The sequence below is a fragment of the Kitasatospora sp. NPDC048365 genome (assembly GCF_043200835.1).
Lineage (GTDB): Bacteria > Actinomycetota > Actinomycetes > Streptomycetales > Streptomycetaceae > Kitasatospora > Kitasatospora terrestris.
This window is the reverse complement of sequence record NZ_JBICYJ010000076.1, coordinates 1-25,242: the sequence shown is the minus strand read 5'-3', so window position 1 is coordinate 25,242 and position 25,242 is coordinate 1. Positions and strand designations below refer to the sequence as shown.

24 protein-coding genes are annotated in these 25,242 nt (G+C 72.7%); 11 read left to right on the top strand and 13 right to left on the bottom strand.

The features are described 5' to 3' along the window. Positions 1-134: 134 nt before the first annotated feature. From ACGFX4_RS39800 to ACGFX4_RS39790, 3 genes are all read right to left on the bottom strand, one after another. Positions 135-749, bottom strand: coding sequence for a hypothetical protein (locus ACGFX4_RS39800; protein WP_393085812.1), 615 nt, complete (start codon positions 747-749; stop codon positions 135-137). A gap of 311 nt (positions 750-1,060) precedes the next feature. Further along, positions 1,061-1,708: a hypothetical protein gene (locus tag ACGFX4_RS39795; RefSeq protein ID WP_393085810.1), complete on the bottom strand. Its 648-nt coding sequence runs from the start codon at positions 1,706-1,708 to the stop codon at positions 1,061-1,063. Between the two features lie 320 nt (positions 1,709-2,028). Then, on the bottom strand, positions 2,029-2,997 hold the full coding sequence (locus tag ACGFX4_RS39790; RefSeq protein ID WP_393085808.1) for a GlxA family transcriptional regulator: 969 nt from the start codon (positions 2,995-2,997) through the stop codon (positions 2,029-2,031). Between the two features lie 52 nt (positions 2,998-3,049). Between ACGFX4_RS39790 and ACGFX4_RS39785 the strand changes: the two genes are divergently transcribed. The 4 genes from ACGFX4_RS39785 to ACGFX4_RS39770 all read left to right on the top strand — a co-directional run bounded on the left by ACGFX4_RS39785 (position 3,050) and on the right by ACGFX4_RS39770 (position 5,626). Further along, entirely contained in the window at positions 3,050-3,445 is a 396-nt protein-coding gene (locus tag ACGFX4_RS39785) for a cupin domain-containing protein (protein WP_393085807.1), read from the top strand. 86 nt (positions 3,446-3,531) lie between these two features. Beyond that, positions 3,532-4,011: a hypothetical protein gene (locus ACGFX4_RS39780; RefSeq protein ID WP_393085805.1), complete on the top strand. Its 480-nt coding sequence runs from the start codon at positions 3,532-3,534 to the stop codon at positions 4,009-4,011. Positions 4,012-4,096: 85 nt separating this feature from the next. Continuing rightward, positions 4,097-4,678: a cysteine hydrolase family protein gene (locus tag ACGFX4_RS39775; RefSeq protein ID WP_393085803.1), complete on the top strand. Its 582-nt coding sequence runs from the start codon at positions 4,097-4,099 to the stop codon at positions 4,676-4,678. Between the two features lie 24 nt (positions 4,679-4,702). Next, complete coding sequence (locus tag ACGFX4_RS39770) at positions 4,703-5,626, top strand: GlxA family transcriptional regulator (protein WP_393085801.1); 924 nt, start codon at positions 4,703-4,705, stop codon at positions 5,624-5,626. Positions 5,627-5,651: 25 nt separating this feature from the next. Here the strand turns inward: ACGFX4_RS39770 and ACGFX4_RS39765 are convergent, their stop codons facing one another. Both ACGFX4_RS39765 and ACGFX4_RS39760 read right to left on the bottom strand, forming a co-directional pair. After that, positions 5,652-7,127, bottom strand: a complete 1,476-nt coding sequence (locus tag ACGFX4_RS39765; RefSeq protein ID WP_393085799.1) for a carboxylesterase/lipase family protein — start codon at positions 7,125-7,127, stop codon at positions 5,652-5,654. A 106-nt stretch (positions 7,128-7,233) separates the two neighbouring features. Then, positions 7,234-7,893, bottom strand: coding sequence for a TetR/AcrR family transcriptional regulator (locus ACGFX4_RS39760; RefSeq protein WP_393085797.1), 660 nt, complete (start codon positions 7,891-7,893; stop codon positions 7,234-7,236). A 151-nt stretch (positions 7,894-8,044) separates the two neighbouring features. Here ACGFX4_RS39760 and ACGFX4_RS39755 point away from each other — a divergent pair, with 151 nt between their 5' ends. From ACGFX4_RS39755 to ACGFX4_RS39745, 3 genes are all read left to right on the top strand, one after another. Further along, positions 8,045-9,535, top strand: coding sequence for a long-chain fatty acid--CoA ligase (locus ACGFX4_RS39755; protein WP_393085795.1), 1,491 nt, complete (start codon positions 8,045-8,047; stop codon positions 9,533-9,535). 111 nt (positions 9,536-9,646) lie between these two features. Beyond that, a complete protein-coding gene (locus ACGFX4_RS39750; protein ID WP_393085793.1) occupies positions 9,647-10,663 on the top strand; it encodes a hypothetical protein in 1,017 nt (338 codons plus the stop codon). Positions 10,664-10,780: 117 nt separating this feature from the next. After that, positions 10,781-12,178, top strand: coding sequence for an MFS transporter (locus ACGFX4_RS39745; protein ID WP_393085791.1), 1,398 nt, complete (start codon positions 10,781-10,783; stop codon positions 12,176-12,178). Positions 12,179-12,185: 7 nt separating this feature from the next. Here ACGFX4_RS39745 and ACGFX4_RS39740 read toward each other — a convergent pair whose 3' ends face one another. The 4 genes from ACGFX4_RS39740 to ACGFX4_RS39725 form a co-directional block, all read right to left on the bottom strand. Beyond that, the gene (locus tag ACGFX4_RS39740; protein WP_393085789.1) at positions 12,186-12,926 is read right to left on the bottom strand and encodes a DUF4241 domain-containing protein; all 741 of its coding nucleotides are present in this window, start codon (positions 12,924-12,926) and stop codon (positions 12,186-12,188) included. A 69-nt stretch (positions 12,927-12,995) separates the two neighbouring features. Then, entirely contained in the window at positions 12,996-13,649 is a 654-nt protein-coding gene (locus ACGFX4_RS39735) for a TetR/AcrR family transcriptional regulator (RefSeq protein ID WP_393085787.1), read from the bottom strand. 56 nt (positions 13,650-13,705) lie between these two features. Beyond that, positions 13,706-14,446 (bottom strand): hypothetical protein, encoded by a 741-nt coding sequence (locus ACGFX4_RS39730; RefSeq protein ID WP_393085785.1) that lies wholly within the window; start codon positions 14,444-14,446, stop codon positions 13,706-13,708. A gap of 122 nt (positions 14,447-14,568) precedes the next feature. Then, positions 14,569-16,023 carry a flavin-containing monooxygenase gene (locus ACGFX4_RS39725; protein ID WP_393085783.1) on the bottom strand — a complete coding sequence of 485 codons (1,455 nt, stop codon included), beginning with the start codon at positions 16,021-16,023 and terminating at the stop codon, positions 14,569-14,571. A gap of 101 nt (positions 16,024-16,124) precedes the next feature. On the opposite strand from ACGFX4_RS39725, the gene ACGFX4_RS39720 reads away from it, so the two are divergent. Next, on the top strand, positions 16,125-17,135 hold the full coding sequence (locus ACGFX4_RS39720) for an AraC family transcriptional regulator (RefSeq protein WP_393085781.1): 1,011 nt from the start codon (positions 16,125-16,127) through the stop codon (positions 17,133-17,135). Between the two features lie 45 nt (positions 17,136-17,180). Continuing rightward, the gene (locus ACGFX4_RS39715; RefSeq protein WP_393085779.1) at positions 17,181-17,687 is read left to right on the top strand and encodes a hypothetical protein; all 507 of its coding nucleotides are present in this window, start codon (positions 17,181-17,183) and stop codon (positions 17,685-17,687) included. Between the two features lie 87 nt (positions 17,688-17,774). Here the strand turns inward: ACGFX4_RS39715 and ACGFX4_RS39710 are convergent, their stop codons facing one another. From ACGFX4_RS39710 to ACGFX4_RS39695, 4 genes are all read right to left on the bottom strand, one after another. Beyond that, positions 17,775-18,446: an alpha/beta fold hydrolase gene (locus tag ACGFX4_RS39710; RefSeq protein ID WP_393085777.1), complete on the bottom strand. Its 672-nt coding sequence runs from the start codon at positions 18,444-18,446 to the stop codon at positions 17,775-17,777. A gap of 115 nt (positions 18,447-18,561) precedes the next feature. Further along, positions 18,562-18,891: a hypothetical protein gene (locus tag ACGFX4_RS39705; RefSeq protein ID WP_393085775.1), complete on the bottom strand. Its 330-nt coding sequence runs from the start codon at positions 18,889-18,891 to the stop codon at positions 18,562-18,564. Between the two features lie 60 nt (positions 18,892-18,951). After that, on the bottom strand, positions 18,952-19,989 hold the full coding sequence (locus ACGFX4_RS39700) for a magnesium and cobalt transport protein CorA (RefSeq protein ID WP_393085773.1): 1,038 nt from the start codon (positions 19,987-19,989) through the stop codon (positions 18,952-18,954). Between the two features lie 45 nt (positions 19,990-20,034). Beyond that, positions 20,035-20,376 (bottom strand): DUF5713 family protein, encoded by a 342-nt coding sequence (locus ACGFX4_RS39695; protein ID WP_393085771.1) that lies wholly within the window; start codon positions 20,374-20,376, stop codon positions 20,035-20,037. A 400-nt stretch (positions 20,377-20,776) separates the two neighbouring features. Here ACGFX4_RS39695 and ACGFX4_RS39690 point away from each other — a divergent pair, with 400 nt between their 5' ends. After that, entirely contained in the window at positions 20,777-22,501 is a 1,725-nt protein-coding gene (locus tag ACGFX4_RS39690) for a lamin tail domain-containing protein (RefSeq protein ID WP_393085769.1), read from the top strand. Between the two features lie 442 nt (positions 22,502-22,943). Next, positions 22,944-24,950, top strand: coding sequence for an ISL3 family transposase (locus ACGFX4_RS39685; protein WP_393085767.1), 2,007 nt, complete (start codon positions 22,944-22,946; stop codon positions 24,948-24,950). The last annotated feature ends 292 nt before the right edge of the window (positions 24,951-25,242 follow it).

The window sequence follows — 25,242 nt, the reverse complement described above, 5'->3', positions numbered from 1 at the left end:
CAGATCCAGTACCGTCCGGACCTGGTCGACGGATGCCTCGCCGGCACGGGCCTCATCCTCGACGGCTGACCGACATCACGAATTCAAGTTCAGTAGCGCGCCATCCAGTCGTTGCTCATCCGGCTGTACGGAGGTCAGCCGGCGTGAAAGGCCACCCGTACGCTCCCGTCGACTGGGATGATCATGACGGCGCCGTCCTGCCAGGTCCAGTTCTTGCCGATGACGAACATCTGGTTGTTGGACTGAGCGAGCAGTCGCAGCCCGCGATAGCGGTACCGGAAGCGCTGCTCGGAGGCGGTCGGCAGCGCTTTCTCCTCGACACCGGGCCACGGGAGGTAGAGGCGCTCTGCGGTGTCCAGCACCACGGCGGGACGCAGCGTCAGGTGGGCCGCCAGGTATCGGGCGTCCATACGGCCCTTCTCCTGGGCGTAGGCACCCACCGCCCAGAATGAGGCGAGTGCGATCAGAGCCGTGCTGACCACGAGCGCGGCCCGCTCGCGGCGAACCGGGTAAGGCGTTCCCGAGCATTTGACGGCGAGCACCCGGCTGGCGAGGAACAGCAGCAGGGCGCCGCCCAGCAGCAGCGGTGTACCCATCGGTCCGGCGTCCAGGACCTGGAGGCCTGCGAGTAGGCCGAGCAGGAAGAGAGGCACCGCCAGCGCCATGACGGCCTGACAGCCCCGGCGGACGTACGGCAGTAGGCCGGACTCCCGGCGGGCCAGCGTGGACACCAGGTAGTAGGCGAGCACGCCGGCGAGCGTGAGGCAGAGCACGCCGCCCGCCGGCAGGTAGAGCGGGGCCGCGCTGCGCAGCAGGTAGTCCTGGGTGGAGAAGCCGAGGCTCGCCGCGTCGACGCCGAAGTACTCGTAGAGGGCGTCGGTGTAGGCGAAGCCGAAGAACAGGAGCAGGGCCGTGATGTAGGTAGTGGGTCCCAGTACCGAGGCCAGCGTGGTGAGCCAGGACGTCCAGCGGTGCGAGTCCGCGCCGGTTTCGTCCGCCGGCCGGTCTGCCGCGGGCTCCGGCGACTCGTCCGGCGTCGTCTGCTCCTCGTGCTCCGACGTCAGGGCGTACTCGCAGTGGTGCCCGGGCGGTTGGGGGTGTCAGGAGTGACGCCCGGGTTTTGGGAACTGCCGCCGGTCGACTGCCCGGGATTGTCTCCCTCTTCCTGTCTCACTACGCCTCCTGTCACCGTCTTGCTGGACCCGTCATTGGCCGTCACCACCGCACATACCGTGTACGTTCCGGCAGTGACGTCCGTGCTGAACTTGAACGAGATAGTTCCCGATTCCGTCCCCGCAGGCAGCGTGAGCTTCGTGGAGCTGACCGGCGCCGCTTGAACCTGGGGCTCTCCGGGAGTGCAGTTGTAGACCTTGCTCACCGCGCCGGTGAACGTGCCGCTCGTCGCGTCGTTCTTCACCTTGACGTTGGCGTTCGGCCAAATCCCACCGACGTTCCCGGAGAGCTGGCCCGCGGTGTTGAATCCGCCCCCGCCAGCGCCCGGCGACACGCGCTGCTCGGCGGACGGATTCCCCTCCACCGCAGGCGAGGACTCGTACCCGGACGAAACTGAGGACCCACCGGTGCCGGGGCCGTCCGACGTACCCCCACCTCCGCAGCCGGTGAGCAGCACCGCCGCCGTCCCGAGGGCGCTGGCGGCTGCTGGCAGCCGGATCCCGACGGTAGGCGTGGCGCACCGTGTCCTGGCCATGAGGCCTCCTGTCCGTGGACGGGCTGGGGCGGCCTGGCCCGGTCCTGTCCACCCGGCCCACGACTTTTGCCCGTACACGAAACAACATCACAACAGCGTCCTCTCCCCAGAGGCAGGCGCGCCGACCGTCCACCTACCGGGTGAACTACTGACCCCGACGCTTCAAGGTGATCGCAGCCCGCGCCTGCCTTCGTCTCACCGCGGGGCAGCCACTCATCGACGGCTGCCCGACCGCGCCCGGGCTGTTCGCCGCTCCGCCCTGACCACCGACATCACGAGTTCAACCTGAGTATCCGTGACGGGTCCGGCGCCGGAGGTCGTCAGTTCGCGTCGGGCCCGAACCGGCGCCGGTACGCCGACGGAGTGATGCCCGTCTCGCGGCGCATCAGCGCGCGCAGGTTGGTCGCGGTGCCCAGCCCGCTCTGCCGTGCGACGACCTCGAAGCGTGACTCGCCGCGCTCGATCAGCCGGCAGGCCAGGGCGAGCCGTTCCCCCGTAAGCCACATCAGCGGGGTCGTCCCCAGCTGGCTCCGGAAGCGGCGGTGCAGTGTCGCCGGGCTGACGGCCGCCCGCGCCGCGAGGTCCGGGACCGTGAGGGGGGAGTCGAGCCGTTCCTGCGCCCAGGCCAGGACCGGTGCCAGGGACTCGTCGGGGAGATCGGGCATCGGACGTTCGACGAACTGCCGCTGCCCGCCGTCGCGGTGGGCCGCGAAGACCAGCCGTCGGCTGACGGAGTTGGCGACCTCGGCCCCGTGGTCGCGGCGGACGATGTGCAGGCCGAGGTCGAGTGCGGCCGCGCTCCCCGCGGCGGTGAGGATGTCGCCGTCGTCCACGAAGAGCACGTCCGATGCGAGGTGGACGGCGGGGAAGCGGGAACGGAAGGAGTCCGCCCACTGCCAGTGGGCCGTGGCCCGGCGCCCGTCGAGGACGCCGGCCTCGGCCAGGGTGAAGGCGCCGCTGCAGAAGCCGACCAGGCGGGCGCCGCGCGCGTGCGCCCGTCGAACGGCGTCCAGCACCGCGGGCCGGCGGGGGACTTCGACGTCGGGGCGGTTGGGGACGATCAAGGTGTCCGCCGTGTCGGCCGCCCCCAGGTCGGCGACCCCGGTGAGGGTGAAGAATCCGTCGCGCATCGCGGTGGAGGGCTCGGGCGAGCAGAGCCGGAAGTCGTAGAGATCGCGGCCGATCTCCGGCCTGCGCAGGCCGAAGATCTCGGTCGCGCAGCCGAGCTCGAACGGGTTCGAGTTCTCGTCCACGATCACGACCACCCGGTGCGAGGATTCTTTCGCCATGTGCAATTCCTAGCACTCACGCCGCCTGTGCGGGGCGGCCGAGGATGAGGACATGAGCAACCAGCCGATCTCCCTCCGCCAGGCGCTGACCACCTTCGACGCGCTGTGGAGCCCGCGCATCGTCACGCGCGTCAACGACTACGACGTCCGGATCGCCAAGGTCGAGGGCGAACACATCTGGCACGCCCACGACGACACCGACGAGTTCTTCCTGGTGCTCGACGGCGAACTGCACATCTCCCTGCGCGAGCCCGGGGGCGAGCGCACGGTGGTGCTGCCGCAGGGGGCGGTCTTCACCGTTCCCGCAGGTACGGAGCACCGGCCGGCCGCACCGACGGGTGCCGCGATCCTCATGTTCGAGCCGACCGGGACGCCGACCGTGGGCGACCGCCACGACGAGGTCCCCGCCCACGTGGACGCGACGACCGGACACAATCTCCACGCCTGAGCACCAGGAGGCGCCGGGGGCTGGCAGGATCGGGGGAGGGGACAGCACGCGGCGCGCGGTGCGCGCCGTCCGGCAGGAGGAAGGCAGTGGCGAGCAGCCCCTTCATGGAGCACGGCCAGCACCCGGCGGCCTGGGTGACCTCGGCGATCCCGGGCCCGCTGATGCGGGCGCTGGAGCCGCGCGGCGGGGTGCCGCACGCGGTCCGGCAGGAGATCGATCGGCAGCTGGCCGAGGGCGTCCCGGCGAGCCAGCTGCGCGAGCGGGTCGAGCGGCGCTGGTACGAGCGGTACGCCCACGTGAACGGCGCGGAGCTGCCGATGCGTGCCGACGAGATCGCGCTCGCCCTGGTGGCCGGCTCCGACTGCCCGCTCGGCTGCGAGGACGGCTGGCTGGTCGCCGACTCGCGGGTCTGCCCGTGGTGCCGGCCCAACGGCACCGTGGTGGACAACCATCCGGACGACCTGACCGGCGGGCGGCGCCTGCCCGGCCCCGAGCAGGCCGCCCGGGCCGAGGAGGTGCGGGCGCTGATGCGCGGCTCCCGCCGCTACCGGCGTCCGCCCGGCTGACCGGCTGACCGGCTGACCGGATCGTTCCGCATCGCGGCCCGATGGTGCCTTCGGTCCGGGCCCCGCCCGGGGCCAGGATGGGGGCATGAAGACCGCACTCGTCGTCATCGACGTCCAGGAGTCCTTCCGGCAGCTCGAGAACTGGGCCGCCGTGTCCGAGCCGAAGATCGTGGAGAAGGTGGGCCGGCTGGTGGCCGCCGCCCGCGCCAAGGGCGACCTGGTGGTGTGGGTGCTGCACGCCGAGCCCGGCAGCGGCGACGCCTTCGACCCGGCACTCGGCTTCGTCCGCCCGATCGAGGGGCTGGAGCCCGCGGCGGGGGAGCCGGTCGTCACCAAGAGCTCGCACAACGCCTTCACCACCACCAACCTGCAGCAGCTGTTCACGACGGAGGGCGTCGGCGAGGTCGTGGTCAGCGGCATCCGGACCGAGCAGTGCTGCGAGACCACCGCCCGGGTCGCCTCCGACCTCGGCTACCGGGTGGTGTTCGTGACCGACGCGACCGCGACCCACCCGATCCCGCACCGCGACGCCCCGGCGGGACGCAGCCTGGCGGAGGTCCTCGCCGACCCGCGTACCCTCGGGACGGACGAGATCGTCGCGCGCACCGAATACGCGCTGGCGGGCCGCTTCGCCCGGATCGCCACCGTCGACGAGCTGACCGCCTAGCCTTCCCCAGGAGCTGACCGGATCGTGAGCAAGGTCGTCTTCCTGCTGGTCCCGCAGCTGCACCTGCTGGACCTCGCCGGGCCCGCCCAGGTGTTCTCCGAGGCCGCCGACTTCGGCCTGGACTACGAGATCCACCACGTGGCGGAGCAGGCGGACGTGCCGACCGCGCAGGGCGTGCTGCTGCGGGCCGCCGTCCACTGGCCGGACCTCGGCGCCGACGACCTGCTGCTGGTGCCGGGCTGGCGCTCGCCCGGCCTGCGGGTCGGCGGCGAGCTCGGCGGCGAGGCGCTGCACCGGCTGGCCGCGCACCACGCGGCCGGCGGGACGGTGGCCAGCGTCTGCGCCGGTGCCGCCGCGCTCGGCCGGGCCGGCCTGCTGGACGGCCGCCGCTGCACCACCCACCACGAGCTGCAGGACGAGCTCGCCCGGCTCCACCCGAAGGCGCACGTGGTGCGGGACGTGCTCTACGTGGAGGACGGCCGGGTGGTCACCTCCGCCGGGATCGCCAGCGGCATCGACCTCGCCCTGCACCTGCTGGCCGCCCGGCACGGCCCGGCCGCGGCCGCCAAGGTGGCCCGGGCCATGGTGGTGTACGCCCGGCGCAACGGCGACGCCCAGCAGGCCAGCGTGATGCTGCGGCACCGGGCCCACGTCAGCGACGCGGTGCACCGGGCGCAGGACCTGATCGACGCCCGGTTCGCCGACCAGTTGGCCCTCGCCGAGCTGGCCCGTGCGGTCGGCGTGAGCGAGCGCACCCTGACCCGGCGCTTCACCGCGGCCACCGGCCTGTCGCCGCTGCGCTACCAGCAGGAGCTGCGGGTGGAGCGGGCCGAGCACCTGATCGGGCAGGGCGCGACCGCGGAGGCCGCCTCCCGGGCCGTGGGCTTCCAGGACGCCCGGATGCTGCGCCGCCTGCGGGCCAGGGCGGCCGGGACGGGCGAGGACTGACGGCGGCTCACAGCATCCGGTCCGCTCAGCGCACCCCGTCCCACAGCTCGCGCAGCTCGGGGCGCGGGTCGTGCTCCACCGCCGACCGTTCGCCGAAGCACATGGTGGCCCGGGTGCCCGGCTCGTACGCCGGCCAGCCCGGGTCGCCGTCGGTGGCGAACGCCGTCCAGGCCCGGTGGAGGGTGTCGGCGAGCGGCTGTGGGGGCCGCTCGCCGAGCAGCAGGTCGGTGCCTGCCTCGCGCAGGGTGTCGAAGACGAACGGCACCTCCACCGCGTGGCAGGCGCCGAGCGTCCCGTCGTACGCGGGCGAGCGCCAGCCGAACTCGTACACGTGGGCGTTGCCGTTGTGCGCCTCGGCCAGCCGCAGCGCCGGGATCCGGTAGAACCAGTCGGTGGCGACCGCGGCCGCCAGGTCGCCGGCGGAGCCGTCCGGCAGCGCGGCCCGGTACGCGGCGAGGGCCTCCTGCGGCAGGCCGTAGCGCTGCGCGGTGACGGCCGGGGCGGCCTCCGGGAGCAGGTCGATCAGCCCGGTCGGCACCAGGAACAGGCGGAACTCCTCGGTGGTGGTGCCCACCAGCAGGTCGATCCCGGCGCTCGCGCCGGACCTGACCGCCTCCAGCGGGTCGACCGGCAGCACCTCGCCGTCCACCACCGGCTCGAAGGGCATCATGTTCAGCGCGGCCTCGCCCCAGCGTGCCGGGTCCGGGTGGGCGGCCACCTCGGTCCGCAGCCGCTGCTGCGCCTTGACCACCACGTCGGTGGGGACGGCGGAGATCCCGGCGACGGACGGCGCGACGCCGAGCACCTCGGCGAGCCGGGTGAGGACCAGCTCCGCCGACGGCGGGGTGAGGGTGTGCTGGGCCGCTCCGCTCTGCAGCGCGGCGCGGTGGAACAGGCCGCGGGCCCGGTCCATCGCCATCAGGCAGGCGATCGCCATCGCGCCGGCCGACTGTCCGAAGAGCGTGACCCGGTCCGGGTCGCCGCCGAAGCGGGCGATGTTCTCCCGCACCCAGGTGAGCGCCGCGACCTGGTCCAGCAGCCCCCGGTTGGCGACCGTGCCGGGCAGGTGCAGGAACCCGTCCGCGCCGAGGCGGTAGTTGAAGGTCACCAGCACCACGCCGTCGCGGGCGAACGCGGCGCCGTCGTACATCGGCAGCGAGCCCGCGCCGTTGGTGAACGCGCCGCCGTGCACCCAGACCAGCACCGGCAGCCGCCCACCGGTGCCGGGCGTCCACACGTTGAGGTTGAGGCAGTCCTGGCCCGTGACGACGTGCTCGCCCAGCAGCGTGTCCAGCGGCGGCGCGTACGGCGCCTGCGGCGCGCCCGCACCCCACGCGTCGCTCTCGCGGACCCCGTCCCAGGCGGCCGCGGGCTGCGGCGGCGCGAAGCGCAGCGGGCCGACCGGCGGGGCGGCGTACGGGATGTTGCGGAACAGGTGGGTGCCGTGGGCAGCGGGGGTGGCGCGGACCTCGCCGCCGGTGGTGCGCACGATCGGTTGCACGGGGTCTCCTCGGGCTTCGGGGACGGACTCGGCCGGGGCTGACGGCGCGTGGTCGGGGCTGACGGCGCGTGGCCGGGGGTGATGGCGTGTGGTCGGGGGTGGGGGATCAGCTGCGGGGCGGGGCGGAGGCGCCGACGATGCGCAGGGCGAACTCGGCGTAGTCCCGCGCCACCTGCTCGCGGGTGAAGGCCTGGTCGGGGCCGAACCAGGCGGGCACCCGGACGCCCATCGCGCTGATCGCCCCCGCCGCGAGCAGCACGTCCGGGACGGCGAAGTCGCCCCGGGCGACGCCGTCCTCGACCACGTCCAGCAGGAACTGCCAGCAGGCGTGCCGCAGTGCGAGGGCGGGCTCGGCCTGCTCGGGGGAGAGGGCGTGGATCTCGCCGTTGGTCACCAGGGCGAGCAGCGGGAAGTCGGTGTGGATCAGTACGTGCGCCCGCACGAGGGCCGTGAGCCGCTCGGCCGGTCCGTCCTGCCGGGTCCGCTCGACCGCCTCGGCGAGCCGGGCGTGCATCTCCTCGTGCCCGATGGTCACCAGGGCGGCCAGCACGTGCTCCTTGGACGGGTAGTGGGCGTACAGCGTGGCGGAGTTGATGCCCACCGCGGAGCCGATCTGCCGGATCGAGGTACCCGCGAAGCCGGCCTCGGCGAACAGGGCGAGCGCCTCCTGGAGGATCCGCCCCCGGGTGCCCGGCGGGGTGACCCCCTCGGGCAGGACGGGCTCCACCGCCACGACGCGGCGCGGCTCCCAACCGGGATGCTCCACCTGATCCTCCTTCGGCCGCCCGCGACTTCCAACCAATCGATTGGTTGACACGGTAGCGCAGAGGCCCGATGGTACTCCCATCGACCCGCCCAACCAATCGATTGGTTGGGAGTCCGGGGACAGCCCGGAGACCTCCCAGGAGCCGCCGTCCGTGAACAACCTCGCCGACACCCTCGCGGCCACCGCCGCCCGCCACCCCCACGCTCCCGCACTCCGCCTCGACGGCGACACCGTCCGCTACGCCGAACTCGCCGCGTCCGCCGCCCGGATCGCCGGACAGCTGCACGCCGCCGGCATCCGCCCCGGCGACCGGGTCGCCCTGCAGCTGCCCAACGTGCCCGCCTTCGCCGCCCACTACTACGGGATCCTGCACGCCGGCGCCGTGGTCGTCCCGATGAACCCGCTGCTCAAGGCCCGCGAGATCGCCCACCAGCTCACCGACAGCGCCGCCGCCCTGCTGCTCACCTGGCCCGCTGACACCGCAGCCGCCGCCGAGGCCGAAGCCGCCGGCGCGCAGACCGGCATCCCCGTCCGCACCGCCGAGACGCTCCCTCCCGCGCCCGGGCCCGGTGCGGCACCCGTCGACCGCGCACCGTCCGACACCGCCGTGATCCTCTACACCTCCGGTACCACCGGCCGACCCAAGGGCGCCGAACTCACCCACGCCAACCTCGCCGCCAACGCCCGGGTCAGCGCCACCACCCTGCTCGGCCTCGGACCCGGCGACACCGTCTTCGGCGGCCTGCCGCTCTTCCACGCCTTCGGCCAGGTGGTTGGCCTGATCGGCGCCGTCCGCTCGGCCGCCTGCCTCACCCTGCTGCCCCGCTTCGACCCCGCCGCCGCCCTGCGCCTCCTCGAACGCGACCGGGTCACCGTCCTGCTGGGCGTCCCCACCATGTACGCAGCCCTGCTCCACCACCCCGACCGGGACGGCTACGACACCGGCGCGCTGCGCCTGTGCGTCTCCGGCGGCGCCGCCCTGCCCGTCGAGGTCCTCACCGGCTTCGAAGCCGCGTACGGCTGCGCCGTGCTGGAGGGCTACGGCCTGTCCGAGACCTCGCCGGTCGCCTCCTTCAACCACCCCGACCGCCCGCGCCGCCCCGGCACGGTCGGCACGCCCGTCGAAGGCGTCGAGATGCGCGTCCTCGACCCCGCCACCGGCGCGAGCCTGCCGGACGGCGAGGTCGGCGAGATCGCCGTCCGCGGCCACAACGTCATGAAGGGCTACTGGCGCAACCCCGAGGCCACCGCCGAGGCCGTCGTCGACGGCTGGTTCCGCACCGGCGACCTCGGCACCCGCGACGCCGACGGTTACTTCCGGATCGTCGACCGCTCCAAGGACCTCGTCATCCGCGGCGGCTACAACGTCTACCCGCGCGAGGTCGAAGAGGTCCTGTACGAGCACCCCGCCGTCGCCGAGGCCGCGGTGATCGGCGTGCCGCACCCCCTGCACGGCCAGGAGGTCGCCGCCGTGGTCGCCCTCAAGCCCGGCGCCGCCGCCGGGGCCGACGAGCTCCGGCAGTACGTCAAGGACCGGGTCGCGCCGTACAAGTACCCGCGCCTGGTCCGGATCACCGACGCGCTGCCCAAGGGCCCCACCGGAAAGATCCTCAAGCGCGAACTCCCGCTGCCCACCCCCTGATCCGGCAGCCCCCGAGCCCTGCCGCCGCGAGCCGTGAGGCGCGTCCCGCGAGCCGCGACCCGCGGGCGGCAGACGTCAGCACCACCCCCACCCACCCAGGAGTGTGCTCCGATGTTCCGCTCGCTCACCCGGACACTGCGCGCGACAGCCGCACTGGCCGCCGCCACCGCCCTCACCACCCTCGGCCTCGCCGCCCCCGCCGAGGCCGGCACCCCGCCGCCGCTGCCCCGCCTCAACCTCACCGGCGCCTACGTCACCGGCGTCTCCTCCGGCGGCTTCCTCGCCACCCAGCTCCAGGTCGCCTACTCCGGCCTCTTCGACGGCGCCGGGATCATCGCCGCCGGCCCCTACTACTGCGGCCGGGGCAACGTGGTCGATGCCGCCGTCTGCCTCACCGGCCACGGCGTCCCCGACCTCGAACGGCAGGCCGCCGCCTGGTCCGCCGGAGGCCACATCGACCCCGTCGCCAACCTCGCCGGCAAGCCCGTGTACGTCTACCACGGCCGCCTCGACCCGGTCGTCACCACCGCCGTCGCCGACGCCGGCACCGACTTCTACCGCGACTTCGGCGCCGACGTCCGCTACCACGACACCGACTGGGCCGGACACTCCTGGCCCACCCCACAGGGCGTCGTCGCCTGCGGCCTCACCGCGCCCCCGTTCCTCAACAACTGTGGCAACGACCCGCAGCGCGAGATGCTCACCCACTGGCTCGGCGCCGTCAACCCCCGCAACACCGGCACCCCCGCCGGCACCCTCACCCACTTCGACCAGAACCGCTACACCGCCACCGGCCGGGCCGGCGACCTGAGCATGGACACCACCGGCCTGCTCTACACCCCGCCCGCCTGCGCCGCCGGACAGCCCTGCAAGCTCGTCGTCGCCCTGCACGGCTGCCTCTCCGGCCAGTACCTGCTCGGCGACCTCTTCGCCACCCGCGGCAACCTCGACACCTACGCCGACACCAACCACCTGGTCGTCCTCTACCCGCAGGCCGTCGCCAGTGTCCTGCCCGTCAACCCGCAGGGCTGCTGGGACTGGTTCGGCTACACCGGCCCCGAGTTCGCCGTGAAGGACGCCCCGCAACTGCGCGCCGTCACCGCGATGGTCCACGCCCTCGGCGCCTGACCCAACCCCCCCCCGGGGGGCCCCCCCCCCCCCCCCCCCCCCCCCCCCCCCCGCCCCCGCCCCCCCCCCCCCCCCCCCCCACCCCTCCCACCCTCCTCGTCGGAAGGCCGTCCCCGCATGCCCACCGAGCCCACCGAGCCCGCCGTTCGAACCGACCGCGCCGACCGCGCCGATCGCGCCGATCGCGCCGGGAGACCCGGCGACCTGCGCCGCGTCATCGCCGCCGCGCTGATCGGCACCACCATCGAGTGGTACGACTTCTTCCTCTACACCCTCGCCTCCGCCACCGTCTTCGCCGCCCTCTTCTTCCCCACCAGCGACCCGCTGACCGGCACCCTGCTCTCCTTCCTCACCTACGCCATCGGCTTCGTCGCCCGCCCGCTCGGCGCCGTCGTCTTCGGTCACTTCGGCGACCGCCTCGGCCGCAAGAGGCTGCTCGTCATCAGCCTGGTCCTGATGGGCGGCGCCACCACCCTGATCGGCTGCCTCCCCACGTACGCGACGATCGGCGCCGCCGCACCCCTGCTGCTGACCGCGCTGCGCCTCGTCCAGGGCTTCGCGCTCGGCGGCGAATGGGGCGGCGCGGTGCTGCTGGTCGCCGAACGCGGCGACGCCCGGCGGCGCGGCCTGCACGCCTCCTGGCCACAGGCGGGCGGTGCGCTGGGCTTCGTCCTCGCCGCCGGCTCGCTCACCCTGCTCGCCGACCTCGCCGCCCCCGCGACCGTCCTCGCCTGGGCGTGGCGGCTGCCGTTCCTCGCCTCCGCCGTCCTGGTCCTGGTCGGCCTGTGGATCCGGCTGTCCGTGGAGGAGTCCGACCTGGTCAAGCGCGCCCTCGCCGACCGGGCTCGGCAGCGCGACCGCGCCCTGCCCGCCGCCGAGGTGATGCACCGCCACTGGCGGCAGGTCCTGCTGGTCGTCGGTGCCCGGATCGGCGAGAACATCTCCTTCTACATCATCAGCACGTTCGTGCTCACCTACTGCACCGTCGTCCTGAGGATGCCGCAGAAGACGGCGCTCAACGCCGTGCTGATCGCCTCCGCCGTCGAGCTCGCGCTCATCCCGCTGTTCGGCGTCCTCGCCGACCGGCTCGGCCGGCGACCCGTCTACCTGCTCGGCGCGATCGGCACCGGCCTGTGGATCTGGCCCTTCTTCCGCCTCGCCGACAGCCGCGACTTCGGCTTCCTGCTGCTCGCCACCGTCGTCGGCGTGACCTTCCACGCGGCCATGTACGCGCCGCAGGCCGCCTTCGTCTCCGAGCTGTTCCCCACCCGGGTCCGCTACTCCGGCGCCTCCATCGGCGCCCAGGTCGCCTCGATCGCCGCCGGGGCGCCCGCCCCGCTGATCGCCGTGGCCCTGCTCAAGGCGTACGGCACCGCCACCCCGGTCGCCCTCTACGTGACGGCCGCCGTCACCGTCACGGTCCTCACCCTGCTGGTCGCCCCCGAGACCCGCGGCCGTGACCTGACGTCACTCACCGTCGGGCCCGCGGAGCCGGCGGCCGAACCCGCGCACTGAGGCCCTCTCAGGGCGCGGGGATCCGGTCGACCGAGTGGTACCCGTTGGCCACGACGACCGCGGCGAGGGCCCCGGTCGCCGTACGGCCCAGCCACACGACGGCCGGGCCCGGGGCGGCGAAGGTCACCAGGTCCGCGCCGTGCCGCTCGTCGCTGGAGCGCTCGAAGGCGTAGTCGAAGAAGCTCTCGGTGGCTCGGGGCCGCGGGTCGCCGTCCCAGTCGCTCCGCCAGAAGTCGCGGAACGGCGCCGTCAGGGCCGGCCAGGAGCCGGCGTCGGCGAAGCTGCCCATGTTGGTCTCGCAGTGGAACCCGATCCGCTCCCCGGGCGGGACCGTTTCCGGGTCCTCCCCGACACCGAGGGCCATCTCCCAGCGCGCGACGGGGGAGTCGGCGACGCACAGGCGGACGGCGGCGACGTCCCGGCCGTCGTACTGCTCGCCCATGAACTCGTACGGGGCCTGCGTCCAGGAGGCCTCCACCCGGCAGGTGCCCGGCGGGATCCGCTCCGCCAGCTCCCGGCCGGCCCGCGGCCTCATCTCGGCGTCGCACTCCTCCGGCCACGGCGAGTCGACGATCAACCGGCCGCTGGGAACGCGGATCCGGGTCACCTCCCGCACCTCGACGACCTCGACGAAGGTGGTCGGGTCATCGGGACGCGTCCCGAGCCGCGCCCCCGGCGTGAACACCGCGTCCAGGTACCGGCTCTCCTCGACCCCGGCCGCGTGCCGGAGGTCTGCTGCATGATCCATGCGCCGACGACAGTCCGTCCCGCCGACGGCGCCCGCGGTCGAGGCCGGGTGCGCCGACGGCGGGACCGGTCAGGGCCGGCCGCTCGCCGCGGGGGCGGTGCGTGGTACGGGGGCCGTGAGCATGGCCTCGGCCATCGCGGCGAGGTCGGCGAGGAACAGCGCCTCGTCGGTCAGCAGCTCCTCGTCGGAGGCGAGTCGGCGGGCGCGCTCGGCGAGGGCGGTGCCGACCAGGGTGAGGGCCAGGTCGATCCGCTCCAGCCGGACGGGCGCGGGAAGGTCGGCGAGCGAGACCTCCAGCTCGGTGATCAGCCGTTGACGCCCGCCGTCGGCGAGGTGCGGGTGAGGCTCGCGGGTGCGGAGGCCGCTGCGGTGGCTGACCTGGGCGGCGATCCGCAGGCCGTCGCGGCCGCGGCCGGTGCGCAGCTCGGTCGCCTCCGCGTCGACGACCGCGGCCACCAGCTCGCCGAGGGCCCGCCCCTCCGGCTGGGGCATCCGCTCGGCCAGGGCGCGGTCGGTGCGTTCCTGGCGCTCGCGCAGCACCGCGTCCAGCAGGCCGTCGCGCGAGCCGAAGTGGTACTGGACGGCGGACGGGTTGGACTGCCCGGCCAGCTTGACCACGTCGCGCAGCTGGGCGCCGTGCACACCCTTGGCGGCGAACTGGTGGGCGCCGGCCCGGAGCAGTCGATCGCGGGTGGTGTTGCCACCCGCCGAGGTTCTTGGCATGGCGCTACTGTAATACTCGCCATTATTAATGTCGAGTATTACAACCGGTGGATGGGTCAGTGCGCGGCCCGCCGGAACCGCCGCAGCCCGAGCAGCGCCGCACCCGCCGCCCACAGCGCCAGGACCGCCGTGCCCACCCAGTGCGGGTACGCGAAGTGCGGCGCGTACTGGTAGCGGATCGCGTACTGGCCGGCCCTGTCGGGCAGATAGGGGAGCAGCTCGCGCAGCCCCGGCACCGCGGCGAACAGACTGCTGCCGATGCACAGCCACAGCAGCACGAACCCGGTCGCCGCGGTGGCGTTGCGCAGAGCCGCCGTCAGTCCGACGCACAGGACCGCCAGCAGCGCCGGGTAGAGCGCCGCCGCGACCACGCTGCGCACCGCGTCCGGGTCGTCCCAGCGCACGGGGGTGCCGTCCAGCACGGTCGCGGCCAGGAAGCTGCCGACCGAGGTGGCGGTGCCCGCGGCCAGCCCGAGGCCGCCCGCCAGCGCCAGCTTGGCGCCGTACAGCCGGCCGCGCCGGGGTACCGCGGTCAGCGAGGCGCCGATCGTCCCGGAGGAGTACTCGCGGCCGAGCACGCCGATCGCGGCGACCGCGAAGAACAGCTGGCCGAACCAGAGGCCGTAGTGGATCGCCACGCTCGGGTCGTCGATCAGCAGCTGCTGCTTGTCGCCGATCAGGGCGCAGGTGACCGCGGAGACCGGGACGGAGAGCAGCACCCCGGCCAGCGGGACCGTCCAGGCGGATCGGAGGGTGGTGGTCTTGAGCCACTCCGCCCTCAGTGCGTGCGCGGCCATGCGGTGCCTCCCCGGGGATCGACGTCGTCGCTCCCATTCGACCGGACCGGCGCCCCGCCGCGGATCCCTCCGGGGCGGGGCGCGCCTCCCTCGCGGGAGGGATCCGAGGCGGGGTCAGGGGGTCACGCGTGGAACTCCAGGACGCCGTCGTCGACCGGGTCGGAGAGCAGCACCTTCCGGTCGTGCTTGTAGTCCATGACCATCCGCCAGGGGAAGTCGCGGCCCTGGCGCGGCATGACGTGCTTCGCGCGCTGGATGTAGCCCGAGGAGAGCGAGTCGACCACGCCGTCGCCGGTGGCGTTGGCGCCGCGGTCGACGGGCACGGCGACGGTCCGGCCGATGGTGTCCAGGTGCCGGAGCAGCCGGACCAGGTAGGCGGCGGCCAGGTCGACCTTCAGCGTCCAGGAGGCGTTGGTGTAGCCGAAGACCCACGCCAGGTTGGGGATGCCCTCCAGCATGACGCTCTTGTACGTGCAGACCTCGTGCAGGTCGCGGACCTCGCCGTCGACGCTGATCCGGGCGCCGCCGAGGGCCTGGAGTTCGAGGCCCGTGGCGGTGACCACGACGTCCGCCGCCAGCTCCCGGCCGGAGGCGAGGCGGATGCCCGTCGGGGTGAAGGTCTCGATGGTGTCGGTGACCACGGAGGCCCGGCCGGAGCGCAGCGCGGTGAACAGGTCGCCGTCGGGCACGGCGCACAGCCGCTCGTCCCACGGGTCGTACCGGGGGCTGAAGTGGGCCATGTCGAAGTCCTTGCCGACCCGGCGGCGCACGCCCGCCAGCAGCAGCCGGCGCACCGCGCCGGGGAAGCGCCGGGCGGTGCGGAACAGCACGCGCTGCATCCGGATGTTGCGGGCCCGGGTCATCCGGTGGACCAGGCTGTGCGGCAGGAACATCCGCTGCACCGCGGTGATCCGGTCGATCGAGGGCAGCGAGAAGACGTAACTGGGGGAGCGCTGCAGCATCGTCACGTGCTCGGCGGTGTCGGCCATCGCGGGGACCAGGGTGACGGCGGTGGCGCCGCTGCCGATCACCACGACCTTCCGGCCGGCGTGGTCGAAGTCCTCGGGCCAGTGCTGCGGGTGGATCCGGACGCCCTCGAAGCGGTCGATGCCCGGGAACTCGGGCAGGTGGCCGCGGTCGTGGTCGTAGTAGCCGGTGCAGGTGACCAGGAACGAGCAGGTCCACGTCTCGCTCTCGCCGGTCGCCTCGCGCAGCGCGGTGACCGTCCACTCGCGGCGCTCGCTCGACCAGTCGGCGGCCAGCACCTTGAGCCCGTGGCGGATCGCCTTGTCGACCCCGAACTCGGCGGCGGTGGCGGCGACGTACTCCCGGATCGAGGCGCCGTCGGCGAGCACCTTCAGCTCGTCCCACGGCCGGAACTCGTAGCCGAAGGAGAACATGTCGGAGTCCGAGCGGATCCCCGGGTAGCGGAACAGGTCCCAGGTACCGCCGATCGCCTCGCGGCGCTCCAGGATCGCGAAGTCCCGCTCTGGGAACTCCCGGCGCAGGCGGCAGGCGACGCCGATGCCGGAGAGTCCGGCGCCGATGATCAGGACGGTGACGCGGTTCGTGGTCATGTCCATACTTTCGCGACCCCCGAGTGCAGGCGTATTGTCTTTTCGCGACAGTATTTTGACATTTCCCGACAGAGGTGGCCGACAGGGGGTGCGGGCGGCGGGTGGGAAGCCTGATCCTGGCCACCAACCTCGACGGGTACGGCGAACTCGTCCGCGAGCTCGGCGCCGACCCCGGCCCGCTGCTCGCCCGCTTCGGCATCCGCCCCGGCATCGAACTGGTCGAGGACGCCTTCGTCCCCTTCGCCCCGTTCGCGCGGCTGCTCGACGTCACCGCCGAAGAACTCCACTGCCCCGACCTCGGACTGCGCCTCTCCGCCTGGCAGGGCCTGCGCATCCTCGGACCCGTCGCGGTCATCGCCCGCAACTGCGAGACCGTCCTCGGCGCGTTCGTCGAGATCGCCCGCTACCTGCACCTCCACTCACCCGCGCTGCGCCTGTCCGTCGCCGGGCCCGCCGACCCCGGACACCGGCCCGGCTCCACCACCTTCCACTTCGCCGTCCAGGAGCCCGGCCTGCGCTACCCCGCGCAGGCGTACGAACTCAGCCTCGCCAACGGGTACCGGATCGGCCGCCTGCTCGCCGGCGCGGACCTGCGGGCCCGCCGGGTCGCCTTCCGGCACGCCCGGCTCGGCCCGGCCGCCGCGTACGAGGAGCTGTTCGGCGCCCCTGTGCACTTCGAGCAGGACTGGTGCGGCATCGAGATGGCCGACGCGGACGCCGCCCGGACCATCGACAACGCCGACCCCGCCACCCGCCGGATCGTCGAACGCTACCTGGAGACCGCCGTCCCGTTCGGCACCGAACTCGCCCCGCGCGTCGCCGACCTGACCCGGCGCCTGCTCCCCACCGGCACCTGCGGCGCCGACGCCGTCGCCGGACACCTCGGCCTCCACCCCCGCACCCTGCAACGCCGCCTCGCCGACGAGGGCACCACCTTCGCCGCGATCCTCGACCACGAACGGCAGCAGCAGGCCGCCCGGCTGCTCGCCAACCCCGGCCTGCGGCTCAGCCAGATCGCCGGCCTGCTCGGCTACACCGAACAGAGCACCTTCAACCGCTCCTTCCGCCGCTGGCACGGCACCACCCCGCGCGCCCACCGCGCCCGCGGATAGGGCCCCTCCCGGAGAAGTGTCGGCGGCGTCCGCCACGCTGGGACCATGACGAACTGGGACCGGATGTGGACCGAGCACCTGGCCGGCCTCGACGAGGAGCAGCGCCGGGCGGCGCACGCCCTCCACGACCGCTTCGCGGACCTCGGCGCCGACGAACCGCAGGCCTGGGCGCTCTCCGAGCTGACCGAGGGCATTCCCCAACTCGCCCGCTACCTGGTCCTGCGCAGGATCTGGGCCGAGGCCGTGAACCAGTGGGAGCGGCCCGCGGCGATCGACGCCATCCCCGCCACCCACCGGCTGCTCGCCGCCGGCGCGGACCGCGCCGACATCGCCCGGGTGGCACGGGCGGCCGCCTTCGAGACGGTCGCCGCCGTCATCGGGATCCTCGACGAGGGCTACGACTCCGACCTCGACGACGACACCCTGCCGGGATGGCGCCTCCACGAGACCGATGCGGACGGTGAGTCGACCGGACGGCCCGTCGCCGCGCTCCACGAGAGCCTGCTGGAGACCGACCCGGCCGGGAACGAGGGCGAGGACATCTGGGACTGAGCACCGAGCGGCGCAGCTCGGCCCGGCGCAGCTCGGCCCGGGTCGGCTCGGTTCGGGTCGGCGCGGATCCGTGCAGCTCGGTGCGGTTCAGCGGAGGAAGGGCAGGACGGCGCCCAGGAACGCCTGCGGGTCGGTCGCGTGGACCAGGTGGCCCGCCGGGACGGTGACCAGCCGGGCGGACGGGATCCGGCGGGCGAGGTCCGCCAGACCGTCCTGCGGGACGTGACTGGTCGGGCCGCCCGCGACCACCAGGGTGTCCGCGGTGATCCGGGCGAGCCCGTCCAGCCAGGCGGCGGGCGGGTTGTCGATCTGCCGGCGGAGCGCCAGCACCATCTCCCAGTCGAACGGCAGCGTGCCGGCCGGCCGGGTCGGCACCGACGGCGTCCGCGGACGCGGCGGCGGGGCGTCCTCGACCACCAGCCGCCGCACCCGGCCCGGCGCGTGCTGCGCCAGCAGGTACGCGACCACGCCGCCCATCGAGTGGCCGACCAGGTCGACCCGGTCCAGACCCAGCGCGTCCAGGAGGGCGAGCACGTCGTCGCGCATCAGCTCCAGCGAGTACGCACCCGGCCAGGCGCTGCCGCCATGGCCGCGCAGGTCGGGCGCGTACACCCGGAAGCCGCCCGCGAGGCGGGCCGACACCGTCCCCCAGTGGGCGCCGCTCTCGCCCAGCGCGTGCAGCAGCACCACCGGCGGCGCTGCGGGCGCCCCTGCGACGCGGTAGACCATGCGGACGCCGTTGACCTCGATCTCCACCATGCGCCGACGCTACCCCGGACGACTGACGTTGCGTCAGCGAGCGGCTACGGATCCGGATCCTGCCGGTGCTCGGGCTCCGGTGGTCGGGCCCCGGTGATCGGGCCGGGTCGCCCGGTCAGTTGTACCAGGACGCCTCGGTGGGGCGGGCGTTGTGCGGCATCGGCCGCTCCGGCATCGGCAGCCGGTCGTCGCCCGACACCAGCGTGCACGCCGGCTCCCCGTGCAGGGCGGCGGGCATCGCCACTTCGACCGATGCCTCGGTGGGTGGGTCGCCCGGCAGCACCGCCCGGAGCACGTGCATCTCGGCGTGGTGGCCGTGCAGGCGTTCGTCGGCCGCTCCGTGGCCGTTGACCAGCAGCTCGAGTTCCCGGACGGTGCCGAGGGTCACCCTGGTGGTGATCGAGTTGCCGGCGTATTCGAGGTGGTAGAAGTACTCGCGTCCCATGACCGCCTCCCGGTGTGTCGACCGATTCCTTCCATGGTCGCACCCGGCGGGGGCGGGCGCTCAGCCCGGCGGACGGTGGTGGTTGAGGCCGGGGACCGGTGGGGCCGCCTGGCCCCGGCGGTGGTGCAGCCACACGTACAGGACCGTGCAGGGCAGGACCAGGCCGATCACGCTGAGCGTGACGAAGGCTCCCAGGCTGCTGATGTGGTCGACCAGCCAGCCGAAGTTCTGGCCGAAGAAGCCGACCACGAAGGAGAGCGGCAGGAACACCGTCGCCACGATGGTCAGCCGCTCCATGGTGGCGGTCTGTCGCAGGTTGATCCGGTTCTGCTCGACCGAGATCACCGCGATGTCGGCCTCCAGCACGGTCGCCAGCAGGTCGCGCTGGGCGGCCACCTCCTCGTTGACCAGCAGCAGGTGGTCGTGGACGTCCCGGAAGTACGGCAGCAGCTCGGCGGGAGCGTGCCCGGTCGCCAGGCGGCGGGCGAGCACGGCGAGCAGCGGGTGGACGGCCCGGTAGAAGTCGGTCGCCTCCCGGCGCAGGAAGTAGATCCGCTCGGTCGGGGCGACCGTGCCGGAGAAGACCGTCGCCTCGATCTGCTCGATGTCGCGGTCGAGCTCGGCGACCACCGGCGCGTAGCTGTCGACGACCTGGTCCAGGATCGCCCACAGCGTCGAGGCGCTGCCGGTCCGCAGCAGCTCCGGGCGGCGCTCCAGGCGGCTGCGGGCCCCGGTCAGCTCGCTGGCGATGCCCTGCCGGACGGTGATCACGAAGTGCTCGGCCAGGAACACGCTGATCTCGCCGGTGTCGATCTCCTCGCGCTCGTCGTCGTAACGCGCGGTCCGCAGGATGATCAGCTCGGTGCCGTCCTCGTACTTCTCCGCCTTCGGCCGCAGGTGGAACGCCTGCGCGTCCTCGACCGCCAGCTCGTGCAGGCCGAACGCGCCGCGCACCCGCTCCAGCTCCTCCGGCGTCGGCTCGAACAGCCCGAGCCAGACGAACCCGCCCTGCACCCGGCGCGCGGCGGCCTCCTCCAGCGGCATCGGCCCCTGCTGCTGGCGCCGCCCGTCCCGGTAGTGCGCGCAGTCGACGATCATCCCTCCCATCCTCCCGCCGGGCGGGGAGCGGGGCACGCGCTGGCGTCACCAGTCGCGCTCGGCCACCAGCTCCTCGATGTCGGCGTCCGCGAAGCCGTACGCGGTGGCGACGACCCAGAAGTCCTCGGCGATGGTCTCCCGCGCCACCGTCTCGATCTCGCTGTCCGCCTCCTCGAACGCGGTCTGCAGCTCGTTGAACTCCTCCGTCGCGGCAGCGGTCAGCACGTACAGCGCGCCGAGGTCGGCCGGCCGCTCGGCCTCGATCCGCTCGCACAGCCGCACCAGGACCGCCTTCCCCAGGTCGACCACGTGGTCCGGGTAGTACCCGTCGGCGTACATCGCCTCCAGGAAGGCGTGCCGGGCGATCTGCTGGTTGGTGATGGTCATGGCGTCGCGGTCCCGTCGCTGAGGTGGCTGCACTGTCCCACGGATCATGGGCCACGCCACTGACACCGGCCGCTGAGCAGCCGTCAACGCGGGCAGGGCGAAGGCGCTCCTGCGGCGGGCGCCCGGGCCGGCTGCGCCGTCCGGTCGGCCATGGCCGGGCACGGAGCGTCGACTCCGGGCCGCGGAGAGCTTCGCCCGACGGACGGGCGCTGTCATGGCGCTGCATCCGGTGCCCGGAGCACGCTGCGCAACACGCGTAGAAGTGACTTGTGGAGACAACCTTCCGGTTCCCCGTGTGTAACCCGGTCCGCCTACAACTTCTCTGCCGCCACGGTGTGTCCTTCCACGCCCCCGGTGGTGCTCCGCGAACCGTTCGCACCCGCTCGCGAAAGGCACCCTCATGTCATCCCGTCAGATACCTGCCGGACGTCCCCGCCGCACCGCCGCGCTCGGCGCCGCCTGCCTGGCCGCCGCGATGTCGCTGGCCACGCTCACCACAGCCCCCGCGGCCAATGCCGCCACCGCGGTTCCGTCGCAGGGATCGCCGACGCAGCTCGACGTCGGCAACTGGAACGTCGAGTGGTTCGGGGCGCCGGACTTCGGCCCGACCGACGAGGCGCTGCAGCAGCAGAACGTCCGTGAGGTCATGGCGGGCGCCGACATGGACGTATGGGGCCTCTCCGAGGTCGTCAGCACCTCGGCGTTCGACCAGCTCGTGGCCGGCATGCCCGGGTACACCGGGGTCGTGGCCAACGACCCGATCGTGACGAACGGCGCGCAGTACTACTCGGACTTCAGCAACACCGAGCAGAAGGTCGCCCTCGTCTGGCGCTCCAGCATGGCCACCCTGGTGAGCGCGAAGGTGATCCTGACCGCACAGAACAGCAACTTCGCCGGCCGCCCGCCGGTGGAGTTCACGTTGCGCGGCACGTTCGACGGTGTCACCCGTGACCTCGTCTTCATCGTCCTGCACGCGAAGTCCGGGTCCACCCAGGACGCGTGGAACCTGCGCAACCCCGCGTCGCAGGCCCTCAAGTCCTACCTCGACACGACCTACCCCACGCAGAACGTCTTCGTCATCGGTGACTGGAACGACGACGTCGACACCTCCATCGCCACCGGGAACGCTTCGCCCTACGCCAACTTCGTGAACGACGCGGCACGCTACACGTTCCCGACGCGGGCCCTGTCGCTGGCGGGCGTGGCGTCGACGACGGGCTACCCGGACTTCATCGACCACCAGCTCATCACCAACGAGGTGCAGGCCAAGTACGTCGCCGGCTCGGCGACCGCCTTCCAGCCCCAGGCCTACATCCCGAACTACGCGACGACGACCAGCGACCACTACCCGGTGCTGGCCCGCTACAACTTCGTCATCGGCGGTGGCGGCGGCTCGAACCAGCAGCCCACGGCGGCGTACACCCACTCCTGCACCGCTCTCACCTGCACCTTCACCGACGGCAGCACCGACCCCGACGGCACCGTCGTCAGCCGCAACTGGAACTTCGGCAACGGCCAGACCTCCACGGCGACCAACCCGACCGTCACCTACGCATCGGCCGGCACCTACCCCGTCTCGCTGACCGTGACGGACAACGGCGGAGCCACCCACACCACGACCCAGAACGTCACCGTCACCGCCGGCGGCGGCAGCGGACCCGCCAACGTCATCATCAACGAGGTGCTGGCCAACGAACCCGGCAGCAACACCGCCGGCGAGGCCGTCGAGATCGTCAACACCGGCGGCACCGCAGCCGACATCGCCGGCTGGACCATCTGGGACGGCTCGGCCGTACGGCACACGTTCGCGGCCGGCACGACGCTGCAACCCGGCAAGGCCATCACCGTGTACGGCGCGAGCTCCGCGATCCCCGCCGGCATCACGGCAGTGGGAGCCAGCACCGGCGGACTCAACCTGTCCAACAGCGGCGACCAGGTCATCCTTCGGGACTCCGCCGGAGCGACGATCCAGTCGATGAGCTACACCTCCAGCCAGGCCAACTCCGACGGCGTGTCCATCAACCGGAGCCCCGACGGCTCGGCGACCGGCAGCTGGGTCAAGCACAACACCATCAGCTCGCTCTCCAGCTCGCCCGGCCGGCGCGCCGACGGGACGGCCTACTGAGCCGAGCCCCACCCGCCGGCACAACCCAGCAGTGAGCGTTCAGCAGGGCACGCACCGGTCGGCCGATGAAGGACGTGCAGTCCACCACAGGCCTCAGGCCCACGCGGACCGGCCGACCCGACAGCCGTCCACGCTCCTCACCGAGCGCGGGTGACCGGCCCGCGCTGCTCAACGAGCCTGGCCCGGGGAAGACCCGCGTACACCTTCCCCGGGCCGGGCGCCCGCAGCCCGATCGCCGCCGCCGGCCCGGGTCGGGAAACAACCGCCTCGACCTGCTCCCACATCGCGGCGAAGCTCGGCACTCGGGTGGGGAGCCAGGGTGAGCAGGTCCGGCCGGCATCCGAGTCCCGGGTGGCCGGTTTCAGGGCTCTGACCGGAGTTCCGTGAAATCCCAGGTCAGCGGCGCGCATGCAGGATCGTTTCCCTGCGGGATGACCTACGCGTGGTTCCCCACTCGATCGAAGATGTTCTGTTCCCCGGAGTCGATGTTGAACTGGAACGACTGACCGCAGGCCCGGAGGTCGTGCTGGTGGAGGTGGCCGCGTGCGGCCCGCCGACCCGGTGCCCGGGCTGCGGAAGTCCGGGGAGACGGAGACACTCCTCCTACTGGCGCACGCTGGCCGAACGACCGCTTGCCGGGAAGAAGTTGGCGATACGCCTGCGCGTGCGCCGCTACTTCCGCGACCGCGCCCGGTGCCGACGGATGACGTTCGTCGAGCAGGTCTCCGGGCTGAGCGAGCGCCATGTGCGTTCCAGCGTCGGGCTGAAGCAGTGGCTGCGGGACGTCGCCACCGAGCTGGGCGGCCGGGCCGGCGAACGGCTGCGCCACAAGCTCAGCATCGCCGCCGGCCGGACCCGCCTGCTCGGGCTGCTGGAAGCGCCCGAAGTGCCTGACCGGGCGCCGCGGGTGCTCGGCGTCGACGAGTTCGCCTTCCGCAAGGGCCGCACCTACGGGACCGTCCTCGTCGACGTCGAGACCGGCCGCGTCGTGGACGTGCTCCCGGACCGCACCTCGGAGACCTTCGCCGCCTGGCTCCGCAGACACCCCGGCGCGGAGATCATCTGCCGTGACCGCGCCACCGCCTACACCCGGGCGATCAAGGAAACCGCCCCCGACGCGATCGAGGTCGCGGACAGGTGGCACCTGCTCCAGAACCTCTCGGCCGCCGTCGAGAAGACCTGCCACCAGCACCGCTCCTGCCTGCGCAAACACGCCGAACAGGAGGAGCCGCCAGCCGAACCGCCGGTGATCGACCTGCCAGTGCCGGAACTGCCCCGCACGCCCCTCGTCGAGCGCACCCGCGACCGCTACGCGGACGTCCACCGGCTGCTGGAGCAGAAGTGGACCATCAGCGCCATCGCCCGCCACCTCGGCCTGGACCGCAAGACCGTGCGCCGCTTCAGGAACACCCCGCTGGACGAACTCATCGCGTCCGCCAAGGACTTCGGCATCCACAAGGCCAGACTCCTGGAACCGTTCAAGCCCTACCTCAACAGCCGGTTCACCGCCGGATACACCAGCGGCACCCAGTTGTTCCACGAGATCCGCGAGCGCGGCTACACCGGCAGCATCCAAGTCGTGCGCCGCCACCTGGCCAAACTCCGCGAGGGGACAGCCGAGCCGATCCGCGCCGACATCCCCAGCCCGCGCCGCATCACCTCGTGGATCATGCGCCCGCGCGAAACGCTCACGGACCAGGAAGTGGAGAAACTGCTGGACGTCAGAATCGCCTGCCCGGACATCGCCCGGGCCTGCGACCTGGCCAGATGCTTCCGCAACCTGCTGGTCAACCGGCGCGGCGGCATGCTGCTGGACTGGATCCGCCAAGCCGAGCAGGACGCTCTCGCCCCGGTCCGCTCGTTCGCCGGCTTCCTCCGCCAGGACCTTGACGCCGTGACCGCCGGCCTCACCCTCGAATGGAGCTCAGGCAAGGTCGAAGGCAACGTAAATCGGATCAAACAATCAAGAGGGCCATGTACGGCAGGGCCTCGTTCCGACTCCTCCGGATCCGCGTCCTCACGCGGTCGTGAACGCCAAGGCGGACGTGGCTCAGGTCAGCAGGCGTCCGTCCTGCGGATCGAAGCAGACGAGCCCCGAGGATCGCGCGACATCGACGGCATACGTGGCGGCTTCCTGGTACTTGCTGAACACCATCCCAAAGTAGAACAGCGGGCCGCTTGCGTTACCGATCAGCGGACCATCCGACCAGGGGCTCGTGTCCTCGTCCTCGTCGTCGGGGCTCAAATCAGGCCACCGCGCCACCAGCGCCTCAACGTACTGCCTGATACGCGCTGTCGGTTCGACGCTCCGACCGCCCATGAACTCGCCGTAGAGATCCTCGAACACCAAGCGCGCCGCGGCGTCGCCAGCAGGACGCTCGCCTTCCCATACAGCCAGGTCGTAACTCATGGCCGCATTCTGCGCGTCCCGGCTGACAACTCCACATGATCAAGGCTTCACGGAGCTCCGGCCAGAGCCGGTTTCAGCATGATCTAGCGAGGAACCCCGGGCGTTCGCGCCCGGGAGGAATCGCTTCCTGAGTCCCGGCGGCGCGGAGCGCCGTCGCATCACTCGGGTCGTTTCTGGTTCTCGATGTACTCCTTGATGATCGACAGTGGGGCTCCGCCACAGGAGGCGGCGAAGTAGGGTCACGTCCGCTGGAGTGGTGTATCGACGGCCACTCGGTGATCCGGTTTCAGGCTAGGCGGTCAGGGCTGTGGTGATGCTCTCGTCGGGGGTT